At 61.5% G+C, this 22,049-nt stretch carries 24 protein-coding genes; 21 read left to right on the top strand and 3 right to left on the bottom strand.

Translation table 11 applies throughout. The annotated features are described in order from the left end of the window. Positions 1–15 precede the first annotated feature (15 nt). From QC826_RS20080 to QC826_RS20000, 18 genes are all read left to right on the top strand, one after another. Positions 16–225 carry a hypothetical protein gene (locus QC826_RS20080; protein ID WP_279762146.1) on the top strand — a complete coding sequence of 70 codons (210 nt, stop codon included), beginning with the start codon at positions 16–18 and terminating at the stop codon, positions 223–225. Between the two features lie 12 nt (positions 226–237). After that, positions 238–1,746, top strand: a complete 1,509-nt coding sequence (locus QC826_RS20075) for an SGNH/GDSL hydrolase family protein (RefSeq protein WP_279762145.1) — start codon at positions 238–240, stop codon at positions 1,744–1,746. Between the two features lie 3 nt (positions 1,747–1,749). Next, complete coding sequence (locus tag QC826_RS31315) at positions 1,750–1,863, top strand: DnaT-like ssDNA-binding protein (protein ID WP_313872734.1); 114 nt, start codon at positions 1,750–1,752, stop codon at positions 1,861–1,863. After that, a complete protein-coding gene (locus QC826_RS20070; protein ID WP_279762144.1) occupies positions 1,860–2,471 on the top strand; it encodes a hypothetical protein in 612 nt (203 codons plus the stop codon). The genes QC826_RS31315 and QC826_RS20070 overlap by 4 nt, the downstream gene beginning before the upstream one ends. Then, positions 2,468–2,788, top strand: a complete 321-nt coding sequence (locus tag QC826_RS20065; RefSeq protein ID WP_279762143.1) for a phage head closure protein — start codon at positions 2,468–2,470, stop codon at positions 2,786–2,788. The genes QC826_RS20070 and QC826_RS20065 overlap by 4 nt, the downstream gene beginning before the upstream one ends. Beyond that, on the top strand, positions 2,785–3,306 hold the full coding sequence (locus QC826_RS20060) for an HK97 gp10 family phage protein (protein ID WP_279762142.1): 522 nt from the start codon (positions 2,785–2,787) through the stop codon (positions 3,304–3,306). The genes QC826_RS20065 and QC826_RS20060 overlap by 4 nt, the downstream gene beginning before the upstream one ends. Next, positions 3,303–3,656 carry a DUF3168 domain-containing protein gene (locus QC826_RS20055; protein ID WP_279762141.1) on the top strand — a complete coding sequence of 118 codons (354 nt, stop codon included), beginning with the start codon at positions 3,303–3,305 and terminating at the stop codon, positions 3,654–3,656. Before QC826_RS20060 ends, QC826_RS20055 begins: the two co-directional genes overlap by 4 nt. 110 nt (positions 3,657–3,766) lie before the next feature. Beyond that, positions 3,767–4,408, top strand: coding sequence for a phage tail tube protein (locus QC826_RS20050; protein ID WP_279762140.1), 642 nt, complete (start codon positions 3,767–3,769; stop codon positions 4,406–4,408). A 98-nt stretch (positions 4,409–4,506) separates the two neighbouring features. After that, positions 4,507–4,938, top strand: a complete 432-nt coding sequence (locus QC826_RS20045; protein WP_279762139.1) for a phage tail assembly chaperone — start codon at positions 4,507–4,509, stop codon at positions 4,936–4,938. A 65-nt stretch (positions 4,939–5,003) separates the two neighbouring features. Further along, entirely contained in the window at positions 5,004–5,255 is a 252-nt protein-coding gene (locus QC826_RS20040) for a DUF1799 domain-containing protein (RefSeq protein ID WP_313872886.1), read from the top strand. Continuing rightward, positions 5,252–10,450 carry a phage tail length tape measure family protein gene (locus QC826_RS20035; RefSeq protein ID WP_279762138.1) on the top strand — a complete coding sequence of 1,733 codons (5,199 nt, stop codon included), beginning with the start codon at positions 5,252–5,254 and terminating at the stop codon, positions 10,448–10,450. Before QC826_RS20040 ends, QC826_RS20035 begins: the two co-directional genes overlap by 4 nt. Next, positions 10,447–11,502, top strand: a complete 1,056-nt coding sequence (locus QC826_RS20030) for a hypothetical protein (protein ID WP_279762137.1) — start codon at positions 10,447–10,449, stop codon at positions 11,500–11,502. Before QC826_RS20035 ends, QC826_RS20030 begins: the two co-directional genes overlap by 4 nt. A 1-nt stretch (position 11,503) precedes the next feature. Next, positions 11,504–13,468, top strand: a complete 1,965-nt coding sequence (locus QC826_RS20025) for a hypothetical protein (RefSeq protein WP_279762136.1) — start codon at positions 11,504–11,506, stop codon at positions 13,466–13,468. An 11-nt stretch (positions 13,469–13,479) separates the two neighbouring features. Next, positions 13,480–13,734 (top strand): hypothetical protein, encoded by a 255-nt coding sequence (locus QC826_RS20020; protein WP_279762135.1) that lies wholly within the window; start codon positions 13,480–13,482, stop codon positions 13,732–13,734. Between the two features lie 27 nt (positions 13,735–13,761). After that, on the top strand, positions 13,762–14,121 hold the full coding sequence (locus QC826_RS20015; RefSeq protein WP_279762134.1) for a restriction endonuclease: 360 nt from the start codon (positions 13,762–13,764) through the stop codon (positions 14,119–14,121). Further along, entirely contained in the window at positions 14,121–14,381 is a 261-nt protein-coding gene (locus QC826_RS20010; RefSeq protein ID WP_279762133.1) for a hypothetical protein, read from the top strand. The genes QC826_RS20015 and QC826_RS20010 overlap by 1 nt, the downstream gene beginning before the upstream one ends. Beyond that, the gene (locus QC826_RS20005) at positions 14,378–14,845 is read left to right on the top strand and encodes a hypothetical protein (protein WP_279762132.1); all 468 of its coding nucleotides are present in this window, start codon (positions 14,378–14,380) and stop codon (positions 14,843–14,845) included. The genes QC826_RS20010 and QC826_RS20005 overlap by 4 nt, the downstream gene beginning before the upstream one ends. A 166-nt stretch (positions 14,846–15,011) precedes the next feature. Further along, a complete protein-coding gene (locus QC826_RS20000) occupies positions 15,012–15,422 on the top strand; it encodes a lysozyme (protein WP_279762131.1) in 411 nt (136 codons plus the stop codon). On the opposite strand, the gene QC826_RS19995 is transcribed toward QC826_RS20000, so the two are convergent. Further along, positions 15,419–15,790: a hypothetical protein gene (locus tag QC826_RS19995; RefSeq protein ID WP_279762130.1), complete on the bottom strand. Its 372-nt coding sequence runs from the start codon at positions 15,788–15,790 to the stop codon at positions 15,419–15,421. The genes QC826_RS20000 and QC826_RS19995 overlap by 4 nt on opposite strands. Before the next feature lie 10 nt (positions 15,791–15,800). Further along, entirely contained in the window at positions 15,801–15,986 is a 186-nt protein-coding gene (locus tag QC826_RS19990) for a hypothetical protein (RefSeq protein ID WP_279762129.1), read from the bottom strand. A 747-nt stretch (positions 15,987–16,733) separates the two neighbouring features. Between QC826_RS19990 and QC826_RS19985 the strand changes: the two genes are divergently transcribed. Beyond that, positions 16,734–18,236: a hypothetical protein gene (locus tag QC826_RS19985; RefSeq protein WP_279762128.1), complete on the top strand. Its 1,503-nt coding sequence runs from the start codon at positions 16,734–16,736 to the stop codon at positions 18,234–18,236. Positions 18,237–18,290: 54 nt separating this feature from the next. Here the strand turns inward: QC826_RS19985 and QC826_RS19980 are convergent, their stop codons facing one another. Continuing rightward, positions 18,291–20,159 (bottom strand): hypothetical protein, encoded by a 1,869-nt coding sequence (locus tag QC826_RS19980; protein WP_279762127.1) that lies wholly within the window; start codon positions 20,157–20,159, stop codon positions 18,291–18,293. Between the two features lie 760 nt (positions 20,160–20,919). On the opposite strand from QC826_RS19980, the gene QC826_RS19975 reads away from it, so the two are divergent. Next, positions 20,920–21,153, top strand: a complete 234-nt coding sequence (locus tag QC826_RS19975; RefSeq protein WP_279762126.1) for a toll/interleukin-1 receptor domain-containing protein — start codon at positions 20,920–20,922, stop codon at positions 21,151–21,153. Between the two features lies 1 nt (position 21,154). Then, on the top strand, positions 21,155–21,937 hold the full coding sequence (locus QC826_RS19970; protein ID WP_279762125.1) for a hypothetical protein: 783 nt from the start codon (positions 21,155–21,157) through the stop codon (positions 21,935–21,937). Positions 21,938–22,049: the final 112 nt, after the last annotated feature.

The following is a 22,049-nucleotide window of genomic DNA, read 5'->3' as shown; positions in this document are numbered from 1 at the left end:
ATCAAGGAGATGACTATGGAATTGGTCGAAGTTGAAATCACCGGGCAAGCCATCACCGCCCGCTACGGCACGCTGAGCACCGGCACCATCCTGCGCACCGACTGGGAGTTCGCCAAGCACCTAGTCGAGGACTGCGCCGCCGCGAAGTACACGGTGACCAAGACGGCCAAGGCGGCCGAACTGTCGAAAAAGCCTGCCGCCGCGCAGAAGAAAACCCCGAAATAGCAGAGGTACGCAATGGCAAAACAGATCCCCGTGTCGGCTACCGTCGAGACCACCACGCTGGCCGTCTCCGTCACCGCCGCGCCCGATAGTGCAGGCGTTGCCGTTCCCTTGGCAGTAGCATCGTCCGGCGTGACGCTGACCAACACGAGCATCGCCTGTGCGTTGCAATACAAGGTCAATTCTGGAACTTGGGTGAAGCTGGGGCGCGACGATGGCACCGAGCTAATTGTCAATCTTCAGGTCGACTCGCTGTATCTCCGCCGCGCAACGTTGGATGGTGGCCTCGCTACTGCCAATCTCTCCATCGCCAGTAAGCCTGGTAGCGCGGATGTTCTGGTGGGGGCGGCGGTGCTGGGGGCGGTCGTAAAAGATGCCGCTTACATCGCCAGCAACAATGCAACAGTCAACATCGCAGCGCCCATCACGCAAAGCTTTCCTAAACTGCGCGCCGCACTCGCCGCCATGAGGGCGGGACAGGGCAATGTCCGCGCCGCTTTGCTCGGGGATTCCACCACGGCGGGGGTATGGGCGCTCGGTATCGACAATGGGACAAATTGCCGCGCAGTTAGCGCGCCGGCAGTGCTGGCCGCGCTGCTGAATTCCTCGGGCACGCCTGCCAATTCCGATAGTTTTTGGGGGGATCAGAATTTTCAACCCTCGGGCTTGGCGCCGCAGGCATACGATCCTCGCATCAAGGCTTTTGGTTCCGGCTGGTCCGTGTATTCGGGGACGACTCTGTTTAGCCTCGGCGGCCGGGCATTTACCAACAGCGGTACGGTGAGCGCATTCGGCTTTCTTCCGAATGGCATGTGCGACACGTTCGACGTGTATTACTACACCAACCCGGCCCTTGGCACCTTCAAATGTACCCGCACCGGCGACGCGGACGGCCCCAACGTATCGACAGTCTCGGCCGCCAGTGGTATCGCCAAGACGACCTTTATCGGCGCTCTCGGCAATGCGAACCCAATCAACATCAATTACGTCGGCTCCGGTTCGGTGTATATCGCCGGTATCGTCGGGTACAACTCCAACGAAAAATGCGTCCAGGTCTTTAACATGGGCTGGGGCAGTTCGACCTCGGTAGATTGGGCGAAAAGCGCGAACGGATGGGACCCAATTAATGCGCTGAAGTTTGTCGCCCCCCATTTCACTGAGCTTTGTCTCGGCACGAATGATGAATACCTCGCCACAACTCCGGCGGTGTACGCCGCCAGCATGGCAAGCATTATCGACGCTGCCGCTATCTCGGGCGACGTGATGGTAACAACTAACTTCCCGATCAAAAACGCCACCGTGTCTCTCGCCACCCAGCGGTCATATGTTGTCGCGCTGAAGGCGGTAGTGGACGCGCGACCTGGTGTGGTGTGGAACGACATGCACCAGCGCCTGCGCACGTGGGAGGATCAGAACCCTTTCGGCTATTACGCGACGGGCAGCGTCACGAATGAGTTGCACCCGCTGGCGGCCCTGCATCGTGAACGGGCCAAGGCGACGGCGCAAATCATAGCTTCCCTCTAAACCATGACACTCACCACCGAAACCGGCGCCGGCCTGCCTGGCGCCGACAGCTACGCCAGCCTGGACGCAGCCGATTCGCGCTGCGCCAGCCTGGGCCTGACGAAGGAAGCCCCATGACCAAAATCCGCACCGTCGCCCCGACCGTCCTGGCCGTCGAGCTGGCCGACGCCAAGACCAGCCTGCGCGTCGACGCCGACATGACCGACATGGACAACCTGATCACATCGTGGATCAAGGGCGTGGTCGCCACGGCCGAGCACGACATCGGCCAGTGCTTGATGGAGCAGACCTGGCAGGTCCGCCTGGACGAGTTCCCCGGCGCCTCCTGCCACCGCCTCGGCGATGCCTGCGCCAGCACCATCCCGACGGCGCTCGCCCTGCCGCACCCGGTCATCAGTGTGACCTCGGTCAAGTACCTGGACCTGGACGGCATCGAGCAGACCCTGGCCCCGGCCAGCTACAAGCCGATCCGCCGCGCCTACGAAAGCTTCCTGGTACCGGAGCGCGGCGCCAGCTGGCCGGCCACCGCCGGCGAGCTCGACTCGGTCGTCGTCACCGTCGTCTGCGGCCACGGCGCCGACCCGGCGGCGACGCCCGAGAACGTCCGGCTATACCTGCTGGCCAAGCTGGTCGAGCAATTCGACCCGGCCACCCGCCTGGAGCGCGACACCGTGCAGTCGTCCTACCTGGACGGCCTGCTCGACGCGGCTCGGTGCTACGCATGAGCTTCGCCGCCACCCTGCGCCACAAGGTGCTGATCCAGGAGCGCACCGCCGGCAGCGACGACCAGGGCCAGCCAATCGACACATGGACGACGGTCGCCCAGCCCTGGGCCGACATCCGCACCACCGGCGGCCTGGAAACGATCAAGGCCGGCGCCGTCACCTCGACGGTCAATGCATCGATCCGCCTGCGCCACCGCGCCGGCCTGAACGCCGGCATGCGTGTCGTGCACGGCGCCACGACCTACAACGTGCTGGCCGTGCTGCCCGACCTGCAGCGGAAAATTCACATCGACCTGGTTTGCGAGGTGATCAAATGACCATGCTGCATGTCGACCTGAGCGGCCTGAACGCCATGCTGCACGAAATGGGCGATGCCGCCGAAGCGGCCGCTCGGCCCGTCGCCCAGGCCGCCTCCCAGGTGTTGTACGACGAGGTCAAACGCAACGCCCAGGGCATCCGTCAGAAATCCGGCAACCTGGCCCGCTCCATCTACCAGGTCTACTCGCAGGCCAATAGCGGCCCCGGCCACGCCACCTACCACGTCAGCTGGAACCAGCGCAAGGCGCCGCACGGCGGCCTGGTTGAGTTCGGCCACATCCAGCGCTACGTGTCCTTCGTCGGCAGCGACGGCAACTGGTACACGGCAATCCGCGCCGGTATGCGCGGCAAGCCGAAGCCACGCCGAGGAGCATCGCAGGCGGTCAAGGACGCCTACTACGTCACGCTGCCGGCGCCGAAGCAGGTGGCGGCCAAGCCGTTCGTTCGCTCGGCTGCCAGCAAGTTCTCGGCAGCAGCCGACGCTGCGGCCGCCAAGCTGATCGAGGAGATCGGATGACGCTCGAAGCCAAGCTGGTCGCCATCCTGAAGACCGTCTGCCCGCGCACCTTCACCGACTTCGCGCCGCCGACCACCGCGCGGCCGTACGTCACCTTCCAGCAGATCGGCGGCGCCGTCATCACCCCGCTGGCCAACGAGGTACCGGACAAGGAAAACGCTGAAATCCAGATCAACGTCTGGGCCGACACCCGGGCCGAGGCCAAGGCCGCGATCAAGGCCATCGAGGCGGCACTGATCCTCGCGACCACCTTCCAGGCCCGGCCGGTGGCCGCGCCGGCGTCGGACTTCGACGCCGACATCCCGGTCTACTGCAGCCGCCAGGACTTCACCATCTGGTGCGATCGGTAGGCTCGCCGAATTCCATTCAAGGCTCGCCACGGCGGGCCATTTTCTTGCCCGAATAGGGCGCAACCAGCCGCAGAAATGCGGTTTTTTTTCGTCTACTAGAAAGGGCCACCATGGCTTATAACTTCCCCGAGGGCAGCAGCCAGCAGTTCTCGCAAACCTTCGCAGCCGCGAAAACCATCACCTCGCTGACCAACGCCGACCCCGCAATCGCCACCAGCGTGGCCCACGGCTACACCTCCGGCGACGAGCTGTTGTTCAACATCGGCTGGGAGGACGCGACCGACACAGTGTTCAAAGTCACCGTGCTGACCGCCGACACCTACAGCATCGACGGCCTCGACTCCTCCGACGTCAACTTCTTCCCGGCCGGCTCGGGCGTCGGCACCACGCAAAAAATCAGCACCTGGATCGCGATCCCCCAGGTGCTCACCATCGGCAGCTCGGGCGGCGACCCCAAGTTCACCGATGTCAATCCGCTGGCGAAGCGCAACGGCATCAAGATCCCGACCGGCTTCAACGCCACGAGCGTGACGCTGAGCCTGGGCCACGACGCATCCAACGCGAACTACAAGACCATGGTCAAGATCAGCCGCGCGCTCAAGAAGGTCGCCTTCAAGCAGGTCCTGAACGGCGGCGCCGTCACCTATGGCTACGGCTACATGAGCGTGTCCGAGATGCCGAAGCTGAACAACAACCAGGTCAACACGGTCGACGCCGCCCTGGCGCTGCTGGGCCGCTCGATCTCCTACTAAACCCCGGCGCAAGCCGTCACCGAGCACCGGCCGGCCGCCGTCGCCTTCGCGGGCGCGGCGGCCGGCACGGGCATTTACCTCACCCGCGAAAGAACACCATGGCAAAAATCATCCTCGGCAAACCGCCCAAATCGTTCACGAAGGAACTGTCCTTCCCCATGCTCGACGGCACCGTCGGAACCATGAAGATCACCTATAAGTACCGCTCGCGCAAGGAATTCGCCGCCTTCGTCGACGGCATGCTCGACGTCATCAAGGCCGACGGCGAGGCCGAAATCGCCGCGGCAAAGGCCGTCATCGCCGAGGGCGTGGAGCCGGCGCCGAACCTGGGCGCCAGCGAGTCGACCACCAACGAGAAGAACGCGACCCGCCAGGCCGACTACATCATGGACGTGGTCGAGGGCTGGAACCTGGACGTTCCGTTCGACCGCGAGGCCGTCGAGCAGCTGGTCGACGAACTGCCGCTGGCCGCGACGACCATCATCCAGTCGTACCGCACCGCGATGACCGAAGGCCGCCTGGGAAACTAAGGGCGGCGGCGGCGGCGTTCTACGAGCGGGCCGACAAGAAGGAAACCAGCCCGTTCCTCGCCAGCATCGCCGCCGCCCACCACGCGCGCGCCATCGAAGTCTGGCCGGATAACTGGCCCGTCTACGCGCTGTTCTGCGAACAGCAAACCCAGTGGACCGTCGGCCCCGGCGGCGCCACCGGCATGAACTACACCTGCGCCTTCCGCAAGCTCGACCGCATGGGTCTGACACCCGGCGAGTACGACGAGTGGGAGGACGACCTCCGCACGCTGGAGCACGCCGCACTGTCGGAAATGAACAAAAAGGAGGACGCATGACGGAAGAGCGCCGCATTCAGCTCGTCGCCGAGGTCAATACGACCCAGACGCGCGAGGGCTTCAACGAGATCAGCCAGCAGGCCACCACGATGGCGGAAAGCGTCGCCCGCTCGGGTGGTCAAGCCGAGCAAGCGGTTTCCGACATCGGCTCTGGCGCGGACCGGTCGGCACGCACGGTCGAATCCGCGCAGCGCAACCTGATCGGCTCCATCCAGCGCACAACCGCGTCCATGGAGGCCGGAAGCCGCTCCAGCTCCCAGTATTACGAGGTGCTGGCGCGCCAGCGCGGCGTCGATCCGTCCGTGCTGGCGCCCTACCTGGAGCAGCTGCGCGCCATCGAGGCCGCACAGGCGGCCGCCGCCCAGTCTATCCAGGAAACGGTGCCGTCGGTGGACAGCCTCGGCACGTCGGCCGCGCAGACGGCGAACGCGCTACGCGGCGTCCCGGCCCAGTTCACCGACATCATCACCTCGATCCAGGGCGGGCAAAACCCGCTGACGGTCTTCCTGCAGCAGGGCGGCCAGCTGCGCGACACCTTCGGCAGCGCTGGCGCCGCCGCGCGCGGCCTCGCCACCTATGTCGCCAGCCTGGTCAATCCATTGACGCTGGCCGGCGCTGCCGCCGCTGCCTTGGGCGCAGCGTACTACCTCGGCAGCCAGGAGACGGACGCCTATAACCGTGCGCTGATCCTGACCGGGAACGTCGCCGGCACCACCTCGGACCAGCTCGCGGGAATGGCGAAGGAGATCGCTAAGATCACCGGCGTGCAGGGTGATGCTGCGCAGGCGCTCACCGCCCTTGCCGGCGCGGGCAACATCAGCGTCGACAACCTCAAGCGCTTCGGCGCCGCCTCCGTGCGCGCGCAGAAGGAAATCGGCGTCAGCATCGACGACACCACCGCCTCGTTCGCCCAGCTGGGCGAAGCGCCGCTGCAGGCCAGCGAGAAGCTGAACGAGCAGTACCACTACCTTACCGCTTCGGTGTATGCACAGATCAAGGCGCTGCAGGACCAGGGCAAGACCGAGGAGGCCGGCGCTACGGCGCAGACGGCGTTCGCCGATGCGCTGGAGTCGCGCGCATCGAAGATGACCGCGAACCTCGGCACCGTCGAGAAGGCATGGCGCGGCATCACCGGCGTGGCCAAGGGCGCCTGGGACGCGATGCTCGACGTCGGCCGCGAGGACACTCTCGAGCAGAAGCTGGAGAAGGTGCGCTCGCGCATCGCCAAGGGGCAGAAGGCATTTGATGCATCCGTCGGGGGTAACTCCGAAGACCGGATGTCGCTGAAGAAGAATCAGGCCGAAGAACAGTCGCTGCTCAAGCAGATCGATGCCAATGCTCGGCTCGCAGTTATCGAGGGTGCGCGCGCCAAACTCGACGAGGACAGCATCACCTGGCAGAAGGAGGGGGAGCAGTACCTTTCCCGGCGCGTCCAGATGGAGCGCGACGTTGCGAAGGCGCGCGAGCAAGGTCTGGCAGCTGGTGCATCCGATACCGAAATCAATACGCGGGTACTCGAAGTAAAGAAAAAATACTCCGATATTTTCAACGATAGTATCGACTCTCAGATTGAGGCGATCAAGCGGCGCGGGGTGATCGAAGAAGAGGTTGCAAAGCGGACTGCTTCATCCCTTGCCGCGATCCATGCTGCAGGAACTGCTACCAGTCTCGCCGCGCAGATCAGCTATGCAGAACAGGTCGAAGCGGACGACCAAGCTGCATTGGCGCGGGAAAAATCCCGACTGCAGGAGCAGCTGGCCCTGACAAAGGGGAAGCAGAATAGCGAAAAGGATCAAGCAGCTATCCGTGGCGCCATCGACGATGTGGAATCAAAATCGCTAAGTCGAAAAGCGAAACTGAAAGATGACATCTATCTTCTGGACGTCAAGGATAGCCGACTGGCAGCTGCAAATTTAGATGCTCTGGCCGGTAAGCGTGATGCCGAATTACAAACCCTTGTTGCCCAGGTTAAGGCGCAGAAGGATTCGAATTCTCTGATCGGAGCGAGTAAACAGCAGGTCAATGCGTTCAATCTGGCGCTGGCCGAAGAATCGGCAACCCGGTTGGAGAATCAAGCGGCCATTATCGGGAACGATAGTGCTCGACAGCAAGAAGCCGAGACGATGCGTGCGAGTGCGGTCGAGATCCGTGCTCTCGCAGAAGCACGTGCGGCCGGCATCCTGAGAACAGAGGACTTCGAGCGGCAGAAAAAGCTGTGGGATTCCATCGACCAGACCGCGCACGATACCTTCGTCTCGATCTTCGACAGCGGCAAGTCGGCGTTTGATCGCCTACGCGACACGCTAAAAAACGGCCTGCTCGACATGCTGTACCAGATGACGGTCAAGCGGTGGATCTTTAACATCGGCGCCGAGGTGTCGGGCTACACCGGGATCGCCCAGACCGCCGCCAGTGCCATCGGCGGCGGGCAGGGGGGTATGGGCTCAATGTCGACCCTCTCCAGCCTTGGTGCCCTCTCGTCCTCGTCGAGCTACCTTGGGCAGTTCGCCAGCGGCTACAGCGGCTCGGCCGCTGCCGCGTCGCAAGCGCTAGGCGCACCGATGACGACGTCGGCGCAGCTCGGCAGCTATACCAGCGCGGCGGCGCCGTACCTGGCCGGCGCAGGCGGCGGGCTGGCGGCATACACCTACGGCGAGAAGTACGGTGCCGTTGGTGGCCTGGCCGCCGGCGCCGGGACGATTGCGGCCGGCGGCGCCGCCTCCGCCGCAATCGGTGGGACCAGCATCGCAGCGGGTGCCACGGCGGCGCTGGCGGCGATCCCGGTGTGGGGCTGGGCCGCGCTGGCCGCCATGGCGATTGTCGGCGGCATGCAGGATGGGCCGGAGGAGCACACCCGCCTGCAGTTCGCCAGCAACAACGCGGTCGGCAACATCAACAACAACGAACGCGGCGAGAGCTGGGCCGCGCCCTACATCGGCAACGGATCGACGTCGGCGCTGGGCACCTTCGGCGTGCGCTCGACCTTCTGGATGGACCCCAACCAGGATGCGGTGCAATCGTTCCTGAAAACGGTCGGACAAACCGACGACGCCCTGGCCTCCTTCATGACCGCAACCGAAAAGGCCTCGGTCACCTCCTACTTGACCGGAAAGACCTACACGGCCAATACCGGCGCCGAGGGTACCAACCCCAACGCAAACGGAGAGCTGGACAAGGTCTTCGCCGATCGCATCACCAACATTTTGGAGGGGATCGAGCCCGGCCTGTCGAAGTTGGAGGTCGGCTTCGCCGGCACATCGCAGGAGCTGGCCACCGAGGCTGCCGCGCTGCTGTCGTTCCGCGCCGCGCTCAAGGAGTCCGGTGAAACCGTCTTCGGCGCAAAGGTCACGCTGCAGGAAATCGCCGCGCTCAAGCTGCCGACCGAGACGACCAGCGCAGCCCTGGCCCGCGTCACCGCAGAATTCAACATCACCAGCCAGGTGGCGCAGCTGCTGGGCAAGGACGTGTCCAAGGCCTTCGGCGCCACGGGCCTCGCCTCGGAGGCGGCGCGCGCGCAACTGATTCAGCTGTCTGGAGGCATGGCGACCTTCTCGCAGCAGGCTGCGGCCTATGCGCAGACCTACCTGACCGACGAGGAGCGCAACAAGGTGCTGGTCAAGCAGGTGACCGAGCAGATGTCGGCGCTGGGCCTGGCCAGCATCACCACCAAGGACCAGTTCAAGGCCCTGGTGATGGGGCTGGACCTGTCGTCCGAGGCGGACGCCAAACGCTATGCCGCGCTGATGAAGGTCTCGGGCGACTTCGCCACGGCGGCCGACGCCACCGCTGCGGCAATCGCCAGGGCGCAGGAAGCGGCCAAGGCCACGGCCGGCCTGGATGGCCAGATCTACGACCTGACCCACACGGCCGCCGAGGCGCTGGCGCGCCAACGCCTGGTCGAGCTGGCCGCCATGACCGCGACCGACGCCGCCCTGCAGCGCCGCATCAACGCGCTCAACGACGAGAGGGCTGCGGCCGAGAAGCTCGTTGGGGCGGCGGGAAACGCCTTGACGCGACTGCAGGATGCCGTCAGCGGCGAGAAGACGGTGAAGGCGGCGGCGCACCAGGCCGAAATGGCCGCCATCCAAGCCCGGATCGACGCCGAGGCTGTAGCCATCGGCAAGATCAAGGGATTGTCGGATCTCCTGCATACCTCGCTGGACCAAGTGCGCCCAGCGGGCGACCAGGCCGCAGAGCGCCGCGCAGCCCAAGCGCAGATTGAGAGCGCCATTGCTATCGCAAAGGCAGGCGGTCCGCTGCCGACCGCCGAGTCGCTGAAGCAGGCCTTGGCCACTGTCGGCAAGGACGCCTCGGGGCTGTTTGGAACCCAGGCCGATTTCCAGCGCGACCAATACCGGACCATGAACGCGCTGGCCTCGCTGTCAACCCTGACAGACAAGCAACTGACCGGCGAGCAGCGGACGCTTGCCGTGCTCGAGGACCAGAAAAAGATCACCCAGGATGCCTTTGACGCCGAGGTTAAGCGGCTGGACGACATCCTCGGCGTGGGGAAGGCGCAGGTCGACGCGCTCAGCGGCATCAACACCTCGGTGCTGACCATCCCTACCGCGTTGGCCGCTTTGGCCGCATCGATCTCGGCGGCCATGGCCAATCCAATCGCTGCAGCACCGTCGGTCGTCACGTCGGCCTATCAGCAGTACCTGGGCCGTACCCCCGAGGCCGGCGCCATCGACCACTGGACCGGCCAGGCCGGGCAGGGCGTCGATGTCACCGCCGCGATCAAGGGCTCGAACGAGGCGCGCATCCAGGAGCTGTACCGCACCCTGCTTGGGCGGAACGGCGAGGCTGCCGGCGTGGACTCGTGGGAGCGCGCGCTGGCCGCCGGCCAGACGATGGAGCAGATCCGCGCCGGGTTCCTGACGAGCGACGAGTACAAAAAATTGCACCCGTTCGCCGTAGGGACAAACCGCGTGCCGAAAACCATGCCGGCGCTGGTGCATGAGGACGAGCGGATCATCCCGGCGGCCGACAACCGCGAGTTATTGCGCCGCTTAAGCAGCCCCGCTGGCGACAACTCGGCATTGCTTGCCGAGGTTAGGGCGCTGCGCGACGAGGTGGCCAAGCTCCAAGCACCAACCTTGGCCACGGCGGAAAACACCAAGAAATCCGCCAACGTGCTTCTTCGCGCCACCCAAGGCAATGACTATTTGATGACAAAGGCGGTGGCAGCATGAGGGTAACCCCACCAATCACCATCACCGACACCATGCTCACCGCAAGCTCGGTGGTGGAGACGCCGCCGGCCGCGTATGCCGGCGGCACCACCTACGCTGCCGGCTCCACGGCAAGTACCGGAATCGTAGGCGGCGTCATCACGGTATGGAAGTCGCTCGCGGCCGGCAACCTAGGGCATACACCGGCGAGTAGCCCCTCGTGGTGGCTGAACATCGGTGCCACGTACATGGTCTACGACCCGGCGCACACCTATGCCCTGAACGATAACGTGATCGATGCGGTCAACCATCTTGTCTACGAGTCTCAGCTGGCCAGCAACACCGGCCAGCCTCTGGCAACCGGGACCGCGTGGCGAAAAGTAGGCACAACCAACAAATATGCCGCCTTCGACCAGCTGCGCAACACGCAGGTGGTTGCTCCGGTCGACATCGTCCAGTCGATCACCCTGGTTGACCGCGCTTCCACCATCGCCGTCATCGGGATCGATGCCAGGACCATCACCATCACGCAAACGGTTGGCGGGGTGCAAAAGTATTCGGTGACGGTCAATTTGAGCAAGCGTAAGAGCTTTTCGTGGAGCCAATACTACTTGGCTCCATTCACCAGCCGCACCTCGGTTCAGTTCTTCGACCTCCCGCCATATCGGAATTCGACCATCACCGTGACGGCGAGCAAGCCGACCGGCCAGCGTGGCGTCGGTGGAATCATTATCGGCAACGCCATCTACATCGGAGAGGCCCAGGTCGATGCCAGCGACGATCACTTGAATTTCTCGACGATCGACCGGGACACCTTCGGGAATCTGGAACTCTCCCCCAAGCGCTCCGTTCCCAAGGTCGACCTGCAGATCTGGTTCGACAAGAAATACACCGCCCAAATTCGTGCCGTGCGCGAGCTCCTGAATGGGCGCCCGGCCGTATGGTCCGGCCTCGACGATTTCACGCTCGACTACTTCGACGCGGTCTTCGTCTACGGGCCGCACAAGGAATTCAGCCTGAACCTGAGGGACTTCAGCTACGGCGTCATCACACTACAAGTAGAGGAAATGTAATATGAGCGTAACTGCACCAGTGCCGGCTGACGTCCTTCCAGTAGGGCCCAGCATTGACGATCCGGACAATTTCGATAACGCGGCCGACGCCTTTGTTGCCGCGCAACGCCCATTCGGGACGCAGATGAATGCATTGGGCGTCAATGTGTATGCCAATGCAATTGATGCCGCCGGTAGCGCCACCGCAGCGGCGGCGAGTGCCACCGCCGCATCCGGAAGTGCCGCCGCCTCGGCAAATAGCGCATCCGCATCGGCTACGAGCGCCACTGCCTCCGCCGCCAGTTCTGCGTCGGCCGCAGCCAGTGCCGCGGCCAGCGCCGCCAGCGCCACGGGCTTGACCGCGACCAGCGCGACCAGCAACGTGGTCGGTACCGGATCGCGCACCTTTGCCACGCAGGCCGGCAAGCAGTTTTCCACCAACGTCAACCTCAAAATGGTCGACGCGGCAAACCCGGCCAACGCTATGTACGGCACGGCGGCCAGCTACTCGGGTACTTCCCTGGTCGCCACCGTGACCAGCTACGAGGGCAGTGGCACCATCACCTCGTGGATCATCTCAGTGGTGGGCCAGCGCGGCGCCACGGGCGCGACCGGTGGCGTTGCCGGCGGCAACCTGACTGGTGCGCTCAACGATGCCAGGGCGGCAGATGTCGCCAGCGCCTCGGCGCCCGATATCTGGAGCGGCTCCGGGAATTACGTGGTCATCACTGGCCCCGTGGCGATTACCGGCTTCGCCGCCGCGCCCCAGGCTGGCGCGCGCCGCCGCATCTTGGCCGGCGGCGCCTTTCCCCTGGCCGCCGGCGCCAACCTGGTTGTCAAGGGAGTGCTAAGCGGCCAGTCATTCACCTGCGCGCCCGGCGACGAGATCGACGTATACGCGGAGACCACGACGAAATTCCGCGTGACCATCAACAAGGGCGACGGCACGGCTATGGCCGGCCTGTACGGCGCGTTCCAAAATACCGTGGTGATGAAGGGCACTGGATCATTTGTGGCGCGCCGCACCGGTTGGCACCGCATCACGCTGACCGGATCCGGCGGGCGCGGCGGGATGTCCTTGTCATCAGCTGGAGCGAATCGTGCCACCGGAGGTGCCGGTGCCGGCTTCTGCGTCGGCATGCGCTTCCTTGTGGCCGGCCAGTCTTACAGCTACGTCCAGGCGGCAGGGGCGCCAGATGCATCATCGGCGACACATCCCGTGGCGATCCAAGGAGCCGCCGGGTCAGCCTCTACTTTCTTCGGCGTGGGCATTTCTGCGCTGACGGCCAACGGCGGGTATGGTGGCGCGGCTAGTCTAACATCCGCGCCCCTTGCGGGCTCTGATGGTGGCATTGCTACGGGCGGCGATATCAACGTGCAGGGAGGCGGAAGCGGGTCGGTCCTAGGTACTGGCGGTGGAGTCGGGGCTAGTGGAGGCGGGGCGGTGGGCGTCTCTGGAGTTGGCTACAGTTCGGGGGATGCCACGCCCTCTACCAGTTCGTCGTACGCGGCGGTTACCGGAGGTGCAGGGGTTGGTGGGAGGAGCGGGCACGCTACCGCATCGAGTGGCTCCGTCGCCTCCGGCGGCGGGGGCTTCGGCGGGGCTAGCCCTGACGTAACTACAGGCAATGGCGCCGGCAGCCAAAATTGGGACGGGGTTGTGGGCGGTAGTGCTCTAGACACGGTAAGAAATTTTTTCGCAACCCTGATGAACGCAACAGCAGGCGGTCCTCCTGGCAACACAGAGCACGGCTACAGCGCTTACGCTGGCGCTGGCAGCGCTGGGTTCCCCACAAGCACCCCGCCAGTGTTCGGTGGGGGCACATTCGCCGGATCGGGTGGTTGTGGCTCCCTCACTGGCGGAGGTGTTGGCAACGCCATTGGAGGTCAGTTCGGCGGAGGATCTGGCGGGGTAGCATCGGATCACAGCACTGGAGTAGTTGTGTGCAAGGGCACGCAGGCCGGCTTGGTGATGGTTGAGTATTGAGGGAGGGTGAAATGGCAGAAAACACGTGTGCTGGCGATGAGCCCCGCGCCAACGCGGATATCTTTGACCTGGACGGCAACTGGTTTACTACGGCGGCCATGGCGCAGGAATGCTATATGAACTATCTGATCGCAGAGTGGGGGGCGGTGTTCGGCTGGGGATCGTGGGCCTGGCGGGATGGCCCACCTGTGGCGGACCCTCCGCTAGAGCTGCCGGAAGATCCACTGCCAGTGACGCCGCAAGAATCGCCAATCCAGCCCGCTTAGTGCGGGCATTTTATTGAAAAGGCACTTATGGCAGAACCCGCAAGCACCACTGCCGGCATCGCAATCGCGGCCAGCACCATCACCCTCACCGGGTCCATCCTCGGCGTGCAGTACGACGCGCTGCTGGCCGGCCTGGCCGGCGGCCTCGTGTCGCTGTCCTACCTGCCGGCCATGACCCTGGTGCGCATCGCCGGCAGCGTGGCCGGCTCGTCGCTGCTCGCCGGCTACTTCGCGCCGCTGATCGCGCTCGGCATCGCCAATTATTTCCCGTTCGCGGCCCAGGCTGGCGACGGCATGCGGCTCGCTTCGGCCGCCGGCCTGGGCCTGGGCGCCCAGGTCATCATTCCGACGGCGCTCGCTTGGCTGCGCCGGAAAGGAGGTGAGTGATGCAGATCCTCAACCTGCTGGCGGCCGCCATCGTGCTGGGCGGCGGCGTGCGCGCCATCAACCACATGTGCCCGGGCACGGCGCTGCCGATCCGCGCCACCTGGCTGCTGCTGACCATCGGCGCGGCCGCCGTGCTCTTGGCCGGCCTGGCCGGCGGCCACCCCACTTGCCCCGACTTGGCGCTGCACTGGGGCATCGCCGCCCTGGTCTGCGCCGGGCCGCGTGGCCTGACGTTCTGCTCTATCGGAGGTAAATCATGATTTTCTCGGCATTACTGTCGTTCCTCGGCGGCTCGATCTTCCGCACCATCTGGGGCGAGCTATCCAGCTGGATCACTGCTCGGCAGGATCACTCCTTCGAGATCGAGCGCATGCGCCTGCAGGGCGAGCAGGACGCGGCCGCTCACGCGCGCAACCTGGAGGCTATCCGGGTGCAGGCCGGCCTGGGCGTGCAGACCATCCGAGTGCAGGCCGAGGCTGACGTCGACCGCATCGAGGCCGACGGCTGGATGGCGGCTGTGAAAGGCACCACGTCGGCCACCGGCATCTGGCTGGTCGACCTGTGGAACGGCATCATCCGGCCCGCCGTTGCCACCTGGTCGGTTGCCATGATCAGTGGCCACTATCTCAAATGGTGGGTGCTCGACGAGAACGGCTGGAATGTGTGCGCCGCCGCGCTGGGCATCTACCTGGCCGACCGCGCGCTGTTCAAGCGAGGGAAATGATGGCGGCGCCCGACGTTCTTGCCCGCGCGCTGGCCTGGGTGCGGAGGCCGGCCGCCGGTCCGGCGCCGGCAGTGGCCGCGCCGCCGTCCGCTGACCCGCCGCGCGCCGCTGCGCCGCCGATGCCAGCTGACGGTGCGGCCCTGGCCATGGCGATCGCCGTCGCGCTGTGCAGGCGCTTCGATGGCTCTACCTGTCACCCTACCTGTGCCCGGCCGGCGTGCCCACCATCGGCTTCGGCTCGACGCGCTACCTCGATGGCCGAGCCGTGCTACTGACCGACCCGCCGATCACGCGCGCGCTGGCCGAGCGCATGCTGGCGCAATCCATCCAGCGCACCTACCTGCCGGCCGTGCGCAAGCTGTGCCCACAGATCGACTCGCCGCAGCGCCTGGCGGCCATCATCGACTTCTGCTACAACCTGGGTGGGCCCAAGCTGAGTGGCAGCACGCTGCGCCGGCGCATAAATGCCGGCCGGTGGGAGGATGTGCCGGCCGAGCTGCGCCGCTGGAATCGCGGCGGCGGCCGGGTACTGCGCGGCCTGGTGCTGCGGCGCGGCGCCGAGGCGGAGCTGATCTAGGCGCTCACCGCGGCGCGCGCCAGCGCTACGCGAATGCCCTTGCTCACACTACCGTCGCCCAACTGCTCGGCGATGGCCCGGCTTGCTGGGTCGAGGTAGATGTTGACGGCCTTACCACCGACCATCTCGGCCGGGCGGCCGGCGACACCCAGCGCGGCCGATACCTTACGCCCATCCAGGCTGCGGATGACTCCAGCATTGACTTGGACATAGGCGCCGGTGGCTTCGATGCGCACCAAGGCGCCGGTATCTGACTCGTCGCGCGTGATTGTGCCCAGGGCCGTGGAATTAGCGGGGATGGTGATTGTATAGAGGCGCCAGTTGCCGTTGGTGTCGACGGCAAGGCGGCCACGATTCACATGAGTCATGGCCGCCCTATCAGTTGGCCACGAACTCTTCGCCGTCGAACTTGGTGGCGTGAGCTGCAACGTAGGCGTCGATGAATTCCTGATCGGCGCAAGGTGTGATCGTGCTGTGCAGCTCTTCGCGGATCTCATCATCCATCAGATTGACGGCTGCATCAAAGTCGACGACATGGCCGGCGACGGTTACGGTTGCGTTCATTTATTTCTCCAACCCCTGATTCCCCGAGGTGCGGCCGGATGGCGATCTGCCTTCCATGTGTCCTATTATATGCGCATAAAAGTAGTTTGCAACAGTTTCATGCGCATAAATTAGTTATGCTACATAGGCACGAGGGTGAGCTGGAGGCGGTGCTGGACGGCTGCCTGTGAGGTGGAGGCCTGGCGTGTAGGCATGGATGTAGGTATGGTGTTAGAACACTTGTATGCAGGCCGCATGAAAGCTTGTTATTCGCATTACACCGCTTCCGCCAGTCTGTTATAAGTGATTGATTTCGCTTATTATCTAGGGTTTTTTGCAAACCACTGGTACAAATGACTGGTACAAATCCGATGCGGGGAGCGACGTCCAACAAGGACGCAACTATGCCCCAAAACGTTCGCCACACGCCTCATGGCTATATCTACCTAAAAACGGTACCTAACGAACCTTCGGAAGGCCGTTGGTAAGACTGTAGTCAAAAGAGCGCTGGGTCCCCAATTTGCTGCTGCAAAGGTTAAAGCTGCGGTTCTGGAAGCTGAAACCACGCAACTTTTTGCTCGTCTTAGGCTCGCGCAGCAAAGTGAACTGACTGCAGACGATGCGATACAAGCATATCTGGACAAACCTCGGTCGAAAAGACTCAAGCCCCTTGATGCGGGCAGGCCAGAGCTAGCAGCACAGCTGTCGCTGCATTTTTTGGCGGGCCTCAGCTTGGAATCAAACGCACGCTCGCATGGCGAGCGATGGATGAACTCCGAGGAAATTAGTCCCTTTACTGGCCAAGTTCAACTTGTACTTGAGTCGGCTAGGAACGCGGTTACGAGCGGGGACGTTTCAGCGTTCTTCCAGGTCGTTGAGCAGCTGGCCGAGTTCAGAGGCTACCGGCTTGAGGACCGCACGGGGAATGACATGCAGGCGCTGACTTATGAGTTCTTGCGGGCTGTCCAGCAGGCGTGCACTGTCTTGTTATCTCGGCAGCGCGGCGAGTTCGCGGATGCTACCTTGCCTGATGTTCAGCCTCTTCCTGCCGTGTGGGAGCGCACCGGTGTGCCTATCCATCGTAAAGAGAAGAAACCTTGCTTGTCTGATGTGACCAGCCTTTATGCAGAACGACTTTCAATCGTAGGAACGAAGACCCAAGGTACAAACATATCGTGGTGGGAAAAACTTGTTCAGTTTTGTAAAGACAAACCGTTGGACGAGGTATCTAGCAACGACATTTATTTGTTCTTAGAACATCGTCTCAATGATGTGGTGAAGCCATGGAGCATGGACTACGAGGGTAAGGTGATTTCCGGATTGCGAGTGGCTTTTTCGCTAGCCCAATCAAGAGGTTTATGTCAAAAAAATCCTGCAGCTGAACTCCAGATGATGCCGGTGATTTCTGCAGCGGCGGAGAAGAAGCGGCGAAAACCCCGTAAGCGGTACTCTCTGGACCAGTTAAATATCATCTTTGCGTCTACGTGGTATGACCCTTCTGCGACCAATTGGCGCGAACGCATGAAATGGGATTTGGGCGCTCGTTATTGGGTGCCGCTGCTTGGTTTGTATCATGGCTTTCGAATACGGGAGGCGCTTCAGCTCAAAGTAAGTGATATCGTTTTGGGTCATTGCCCGCTTCTAACCCTACAAGTTGATGATTCCGATGACGATGATGAAGAGCGAAAAGAGGTTTCACTCCCTAAGCGGTCGTTAAAAAATGAGGCTACCAAGCGAACAATTCCGGTTCATCCCCAACTCATTAAATTGGGATTCGTCGCGTTCGTGCAGTCTGCAATCTCTAATTGTGGACCAGGGGCACCGCTTTTCCCATCATCGCTGCCAGAGCGGTCTAGTAAAAAGCCGAAGTGGGGCCGTGCATATGAACAGCGTTTCGTTCCCTTTGTGCGGGACATACTGGACTTTGGTGCAGGCTATGGTAACCATAGTTTCCGTCACACTTTAGAGGACCAACTACGCGACGCGCAGTTGGATGAACAATGGCCGCCAGGATTGGGCCAGTTCTACACTGGGCGTACGCTGCCAAGTGAGCAGGATAAGAGGTACTTCCTACCCGTTGGAAGCGAGCGCGACTATGGAGATGGTTACGACCCGACACGAATTCTAAAATTCGTGGGGCGTATTGAGTACCAAGGCATTGTCCTGCCGAAGCCGTTCGCAGAATGGCTTGGGGGCAGGTCGCCCGTGGCGGCAGAGTTGGTGAATATTTTAGACGAGGAGTGGGGAGGGGAATGGCGCCAAGCGAACTAACAGCGCTGGAATTAGCTGGCTGACAGTTCGTGGCGCCACCGGCGATGTTGGGGCTCACATTCGGCTGAATTGAGCACTCAACAATCGGCCCATTTCGTGTGCTCCATCATTACTTGTTAGTCCGTCGTAGTGCTGTTCGACAGTTGCGACACGGTCGTTAAGCACGCGCGCGGCGACTTTATGAGTCCCTCCCGGCGCCTTCAAGATTGATGTAGCAACGATGTGCCGAATTGCGTGCCCCCTAAATCCATTGCAACGCGGGACATATTTTGTCGTTAGTGCATAAACCTTTGGACTCAGTCCGTTCCATGGATGATGTGCATTGGTTCCTTTCTCAATACGCGTCAAAAAAACGAAGTCGGTAGGGAACTTCATAAGAATGGGCCTGTGCTTAAATATGTAGCGCTCGATATCTTGCCAGGCAGACTCCTGCACCTCGCAATCGTAAACGCTATCGCCGGCGGCGCCTTTACGATTCTTGAACTTCCGTTTGGCAATACGAATCCACCATGACTTGTCCGAGCGTTGGTAAAGGTCGCCGGTGTTGTCTGGCCTCCAGGTTAGATGTGCAACATTCCTAACCCGCAGCGGATTCGAGACTAGCAATTTTATTAGGGCAAGGTCGCGGGCCCAAATGGCCTGTATTGAAGGTGCGGCAGAGATAGGGCGGTCTGCCCGCATCCGCCGAATCATGTCTACAATCGCGTCCATTGGCTGAGGAAGGTGGATGATTTCCCGAATAGGTGCGAATGAGTCGCGCGATACATCCACTTCACCTTGGTAGGCCGCGACTAATTTTTCAGTTAGCCGAAACTGACGTTCGCATAGTTTTTGCCAATCCTGCGTTTTGAACTCTGCAGGCAAGGTTTCTTTTAGTTCTGGCGATTGAGTAAGGTATCCAAACCTCGGTCGTACCAACGAAGCAATCAATGCTAAGAATTGCGTGGCCCCTCTATTTCTTTCGCCGATGCGTTGCATGCACCAGTCAAGATACTCTTCAACGAAACCTGGTACCGCCAGCCACGCCAGAGTTTCCACCGATTCCAAGGGAAGGCCTTTGCCTCCTTGTGCCCGGCCAAGTGCTAGCCAGCCCAAAAACGATGAGACTTTATGCCATGAAAAACGAGCCGAGGCTACCTCTTTCCCTTCAATGAATGCCCACCACGTTGCATCGGTCTGCGGCAGCATCGGACAAGGCGAAATACTCCATTTTCCTCGCATCGTGCGTTCCAAGTCTGTAGTGTTTGAAGTCTTATAGCTCATAAATTCTCGCCACTGCTTCCGCAGTTGAGAAGTTGGGCCTGGCTTAACGCAGTATTGCAACGTCGCTAATTGTTGAACGGTTTCGTTGTATGGATTTGGCGCTGCAGGCCCTCCTAGCTGAGCCCTGTATCCGCAGGGCTTGATACCAGCTAACGAGATAAGGCAGGACCGCTCGAGACCGAAGAAAATTTCAACTCGTGATAGGTATCTCTCGCTGGATGGACGTGGTTGCTTGCCCAATAACCAACCTCGAAGCATGTCTGGCGGTACCCCTGCTTGCTTAGCCACTCGTTTTACAGGATTGTTGGCCATAGCACTTTTAAGAGCTTCCATAAATGGAGTGCACTTCTCAGCGGCTATTGCTTGAGCCGTGTCGTGGTCAATCACGGTTTCCTTCCATGGCCGAAATGCTGCTCGAGTGTTGGATATCGACCTGCTTGACCGGCCGTCTGATTGAAGCTTGTTGATGAAGATTTCCATCGCCTCCGGATGCCGGAAGCGCATCTCGTCGCCGATTACATCATCGATGTTTAGAGCGTTGGCCGCCAAGAAGAGCCGAAGCGCAGTCGCGCGGTTAGCGGCGGTTTGCTCATTGACTAGCTTCAATGCGACTTGGCCGGACTGCTCGTCCAAAAGCTTTTTGTAGGTAAGTGGTGACATAGACCTTCCTAATGTCCTCATCCTCTTCCTTTTCGGCGTCTGCGATGCAGTTATAGACGACGGAGTGAAATACCTGCGAATTCCGTAACTACCTGATTTATTGGAATTAATATTGCTCAAGTTGTACCTCCTTTGAGGGTGTTGGGAGGTCGACATGCAGGTAACGCTCGGAGAAAAAAAATGCGGAGAGAATTGCTCGCTCTCCGTATAGCGCTAAGCGGACCCCATGGTAGGTCTCGACGCCACTGAAATTTAAAATGTGTCCATGTGCTCGGGCTTCGGTGAAGGCTTGCGCTGACCGTCTCTCCATCGACAAGACAGAAATCGCTTCCGTTAAAATCGGAGCGAGGCAAGCGATGGCGCAGGTAGCTCAGGCCCACGCGTCCACTTGACTATGCACATGGCAATGTTGGAGACCAACGCAAAATACGGTAGCGGGTCGCGGTTCCCCTTCATTGTCGACACGCCTCGTCAGCAAGGCTTAGATGCCCCTAATACAGGACGGCTTCTCAGCGCGGTATACAGCCACGCTGAACCAGTTGAGCGGGGAGACCAAGACGACGCCATTGACGCTGTCGCGGACGAGGATTAATGCATCCTTCGGTGAACAGACAACAACCCGTAAGGGCATTCACCAAATCGATTACCGCACCTTGCGCGGATAGGAAGGTTCGTTTCGCAGAACCGAAGAGGGCGTGCCCCAACGTCGTCATTGCCTGCGATAATGAACATCTCAACTCGACACAAGGAAAATTGCGATATGGCAAAACTCTTTTTTTCCTATTGCCATGCCGACGAGGCATTGCGCGACCGCCTCGAAGTACATCTTTCCCTACTGAAAAACCAAGGGGAGATTTCAACTTGGCATGACCGGGGCATTATTGCCGGCTCCAACGTGGATGTAGCGATTGACGAAAACCTGAAGAGTGCCGACGTCATCCTGCTGCTTGTTAGCGCGGACTTCATCGCTTCAAAGGTATTGCTATTCGATTGAAATGAAGCGAGCTCTCGAACGACACGATGACGGCACTGCGCGCGTAATTCCAGTGATTCTTGAGCCATGTGATTGGCATACCGCTCCGTTCGGCAAGTTGCTCGCCGTTCCAAAAGACGGGAAGGCTGTCACCACATGGCCGAATCAGGCGGAAGCCTGGACCGATGTCGCGCGTCAGATTCGTAAGGCTATTGAAGACCTGGGGCGCAGCCAGCCAGTAGCACAGCCTGCGGCTGGCTATGCGAAATCCGGGTGGGGTATGGCTCAGCCCGCAACTCAGTTGGGCCAAGCCTCTCAGGCCGATGTCGGCGGCATGCACCTGGAGCAGGAACGGCCAAGGTCAAGCAATCTTCGATTAAAGAAGGAGTTTACGGACTACGACCGCGATAAGTTCTTGCACGACTCGTTCGACTACATGGCTAAGTTTTTCGATGGGTCCCTAGAGGAACTGGCCACTCGCAACCAAGGTATCCAAGTGCGCTTTCAGCGGTTAGATGCGCAGCGTTTCTCGGCCGTGGCGTACAGGGAAGGTAAGTCGGTGGCTGAGTGCTCAGTGCGTATCGGTGGCCTTGGCGGTCGGTCTCCTTCGCTATCCTTTTCTTACAATGCGAACGCATCCGCGAACACGTCAAACGAGTTTATTTCCGTCGAGTCCGATACTCAGTCGATGTATTTCAAAGCGATGGGTATGCAGTCTCATGGCGGGCAGCAGAATGCCCAATTGTCGGAGCAGGGCGCTTCGGAGTACTACTGGGGGTTGTTCATCGAGCGCCTCCAACGGTGAGCTGGGTATTTCGGACCAACGTGACCGCTGATTCCGGTCTATCGTGACCGGTCATTCCGGTCCATCGTGACCGCCCATTCCGGTCTATCGTGACCGATTTTGGCCGCCACCG

This window comes from Rugamonas sp. DEMB1 (assembly GCF_029834475.1).
GTDB classification, from domain to species: domain Bacteria; phylum Pseudomonadota; class Gammaproteobacteria; order Burkholderiales; family Burkholderiaceae_D; genus Rugamonas; species Rugamonas rubra.
This window is presented reverse-complemented; position numbering and strand designations above follow the sequence as displayed.

Bases quoted from the DNA above. Each gene is read 5' to 3' on its own strand.
- QC826_RS20080 (WP_279762146.1), top strand. From the start codon at position 16: ATGGAATTGGTCGAAGTTGAAATCACCGGGCAAGCCATCACCGCCCGC.
- QC826_RS20075 (WP_279762145.1), top strand. From the start codon at position 238: ATGGCAAAACAGATCCCCGTGTCGGCTACCGTCGAGACCACCACGCTG.
- QC826_RS31315 (WP_313872734.1), top strand. From the start codon at position 1,750: ATGACACTCACCACCGAAACCGGCGCCGGCCTGCCTGGCGCCGACAGC.
- QC826_RS20070 (WP_279762144.1), top strand. From the start codon at position 1,860: ATGACCAAAATCCGCACCGTCGCCCCGACCGTCCTGGCCGTCGAGCTG.
- QC826_RS20065 (WP_279762143.1), top strand. From the start codon at position 2,468: ATGAGCTTCGCCGCCACCCTGCGCCACAAGGTGCTGATCCAGGAGCGC.
- QC826_RS20060 (WP_279762142.1), top strand. From the start codon at position 2,785: ATGACCATGCTGCATGTCGACCTGAGCGGCCTGAACGCCATGCTGCAC.
- QC826_RS20055 (WP_279762141.1), top strand. From the start codon at position 3,303: ATGACGCTCGAAGCCAAGCTGGTCGCCATCCTGAAGACCGTCTGCCCG.
- QC826_RS20050 (WP_279762140.1), top strand. From the start codon at position 3,767: ATGGCTTATAACTTCCCCGAGGGCAGCAGCCAGCAGTTCTCGCAAACC.
- QC826_RS20045 (WP_279762139.1), top strand. From the start codon at position 4,507: ATGGCAAAAATCATCCTCGGCAAACCGCCCAAATCGTTCACGAAGGAA.
- QC826_RS20035 (WP_279762138.1), top strand. From the start codon at position 5,252: ATGACGGAAGAGCGCCGCATTCAGCTCGTCGCCGAGGTCAATACGACC.
- QC826_RS20030 (WP_279762137.1), top strand. From the start codon at position 10,447: ATGAGGGTAACCCCACCAATCACCATCACCGACACCATGCTCACCGCA.
- QC826_RS20025 (WP_279762136.1), top strand. From the start codon at position 11,504: ATGAGCGTAACTGCACCAGTGCCGGCTGACGTCCTTCCAGTAGGGCCC.
- QC826_RS20020 (WP_279762135.1), top strand. From the start codon at position 13,480: ATGGCAGAAAACACGTGTGCTGGCGATGAGCCCCGCGCCAACGCGGAT.
- QC826_RS20015 (WP_279762134.1), top strand. From the start codon at position 13,762: ATGGCAGAACCCGCAAGCACCACTGCCGGCATCGCAATCGCGGCCAGC.
- QC826_RS20010 (WP_279762133.1), top strand. From the start codon at position 14,121: ATGCAGATCCTCAACCTGCTGGCGGCCGCCATCGTGCTGGGCGGCGGC.
- QC826_RS20005 (WP_279762132.1), top strand. From the start codon at position 14,378: ATGATTTTCTCGGCATTACTGTCGTTCCTCGGCGGCTCGATCTTCCGC.
- QC826_RS19995 (WP_279762130.1), bottom strand. From the start codon at position 15,790: ATGACTCATGTGAATCGTGGCCGCCTTGCCGTCGACACCAACGGCAAC.
- QC826_RS19990 (WP_279762129.1), bottom strand. From the start codon at position 15,986: ATGAACGCAACCGTAACCGTCGCCGGCCATGTCGTCGACTTTGATGCA.
- QC826_RS19985 (WP_279762128.1), top strand. From the start codon at position 16,734: ATGAACTCCGAGGAAATTAGTCCCTTTACTGGCCAAGTTCAACTTGTA.
- QC826_RS19980 (WP_279762127.1), bottom strand. From the start codon at position 20,159: ATGTCACCACTTACCTACAAAAAGCTTTTGGACGAGCAGTCCGGCCAA.
- QC826_RS19975 (WP_279762126.1), top strand. From the start codon at position 20,920: ATGGCAAAACTCTTTTTTTCCTATTGCCATGCCGACGAGGCATTGCGC.
- QC826_RS19970 (WP_279762125.1), top strand. From the start codon at position 21,155: ATGAAGCGAGCTCTCGAACGACACGATGACGGCACTGCGCGCGTAATT.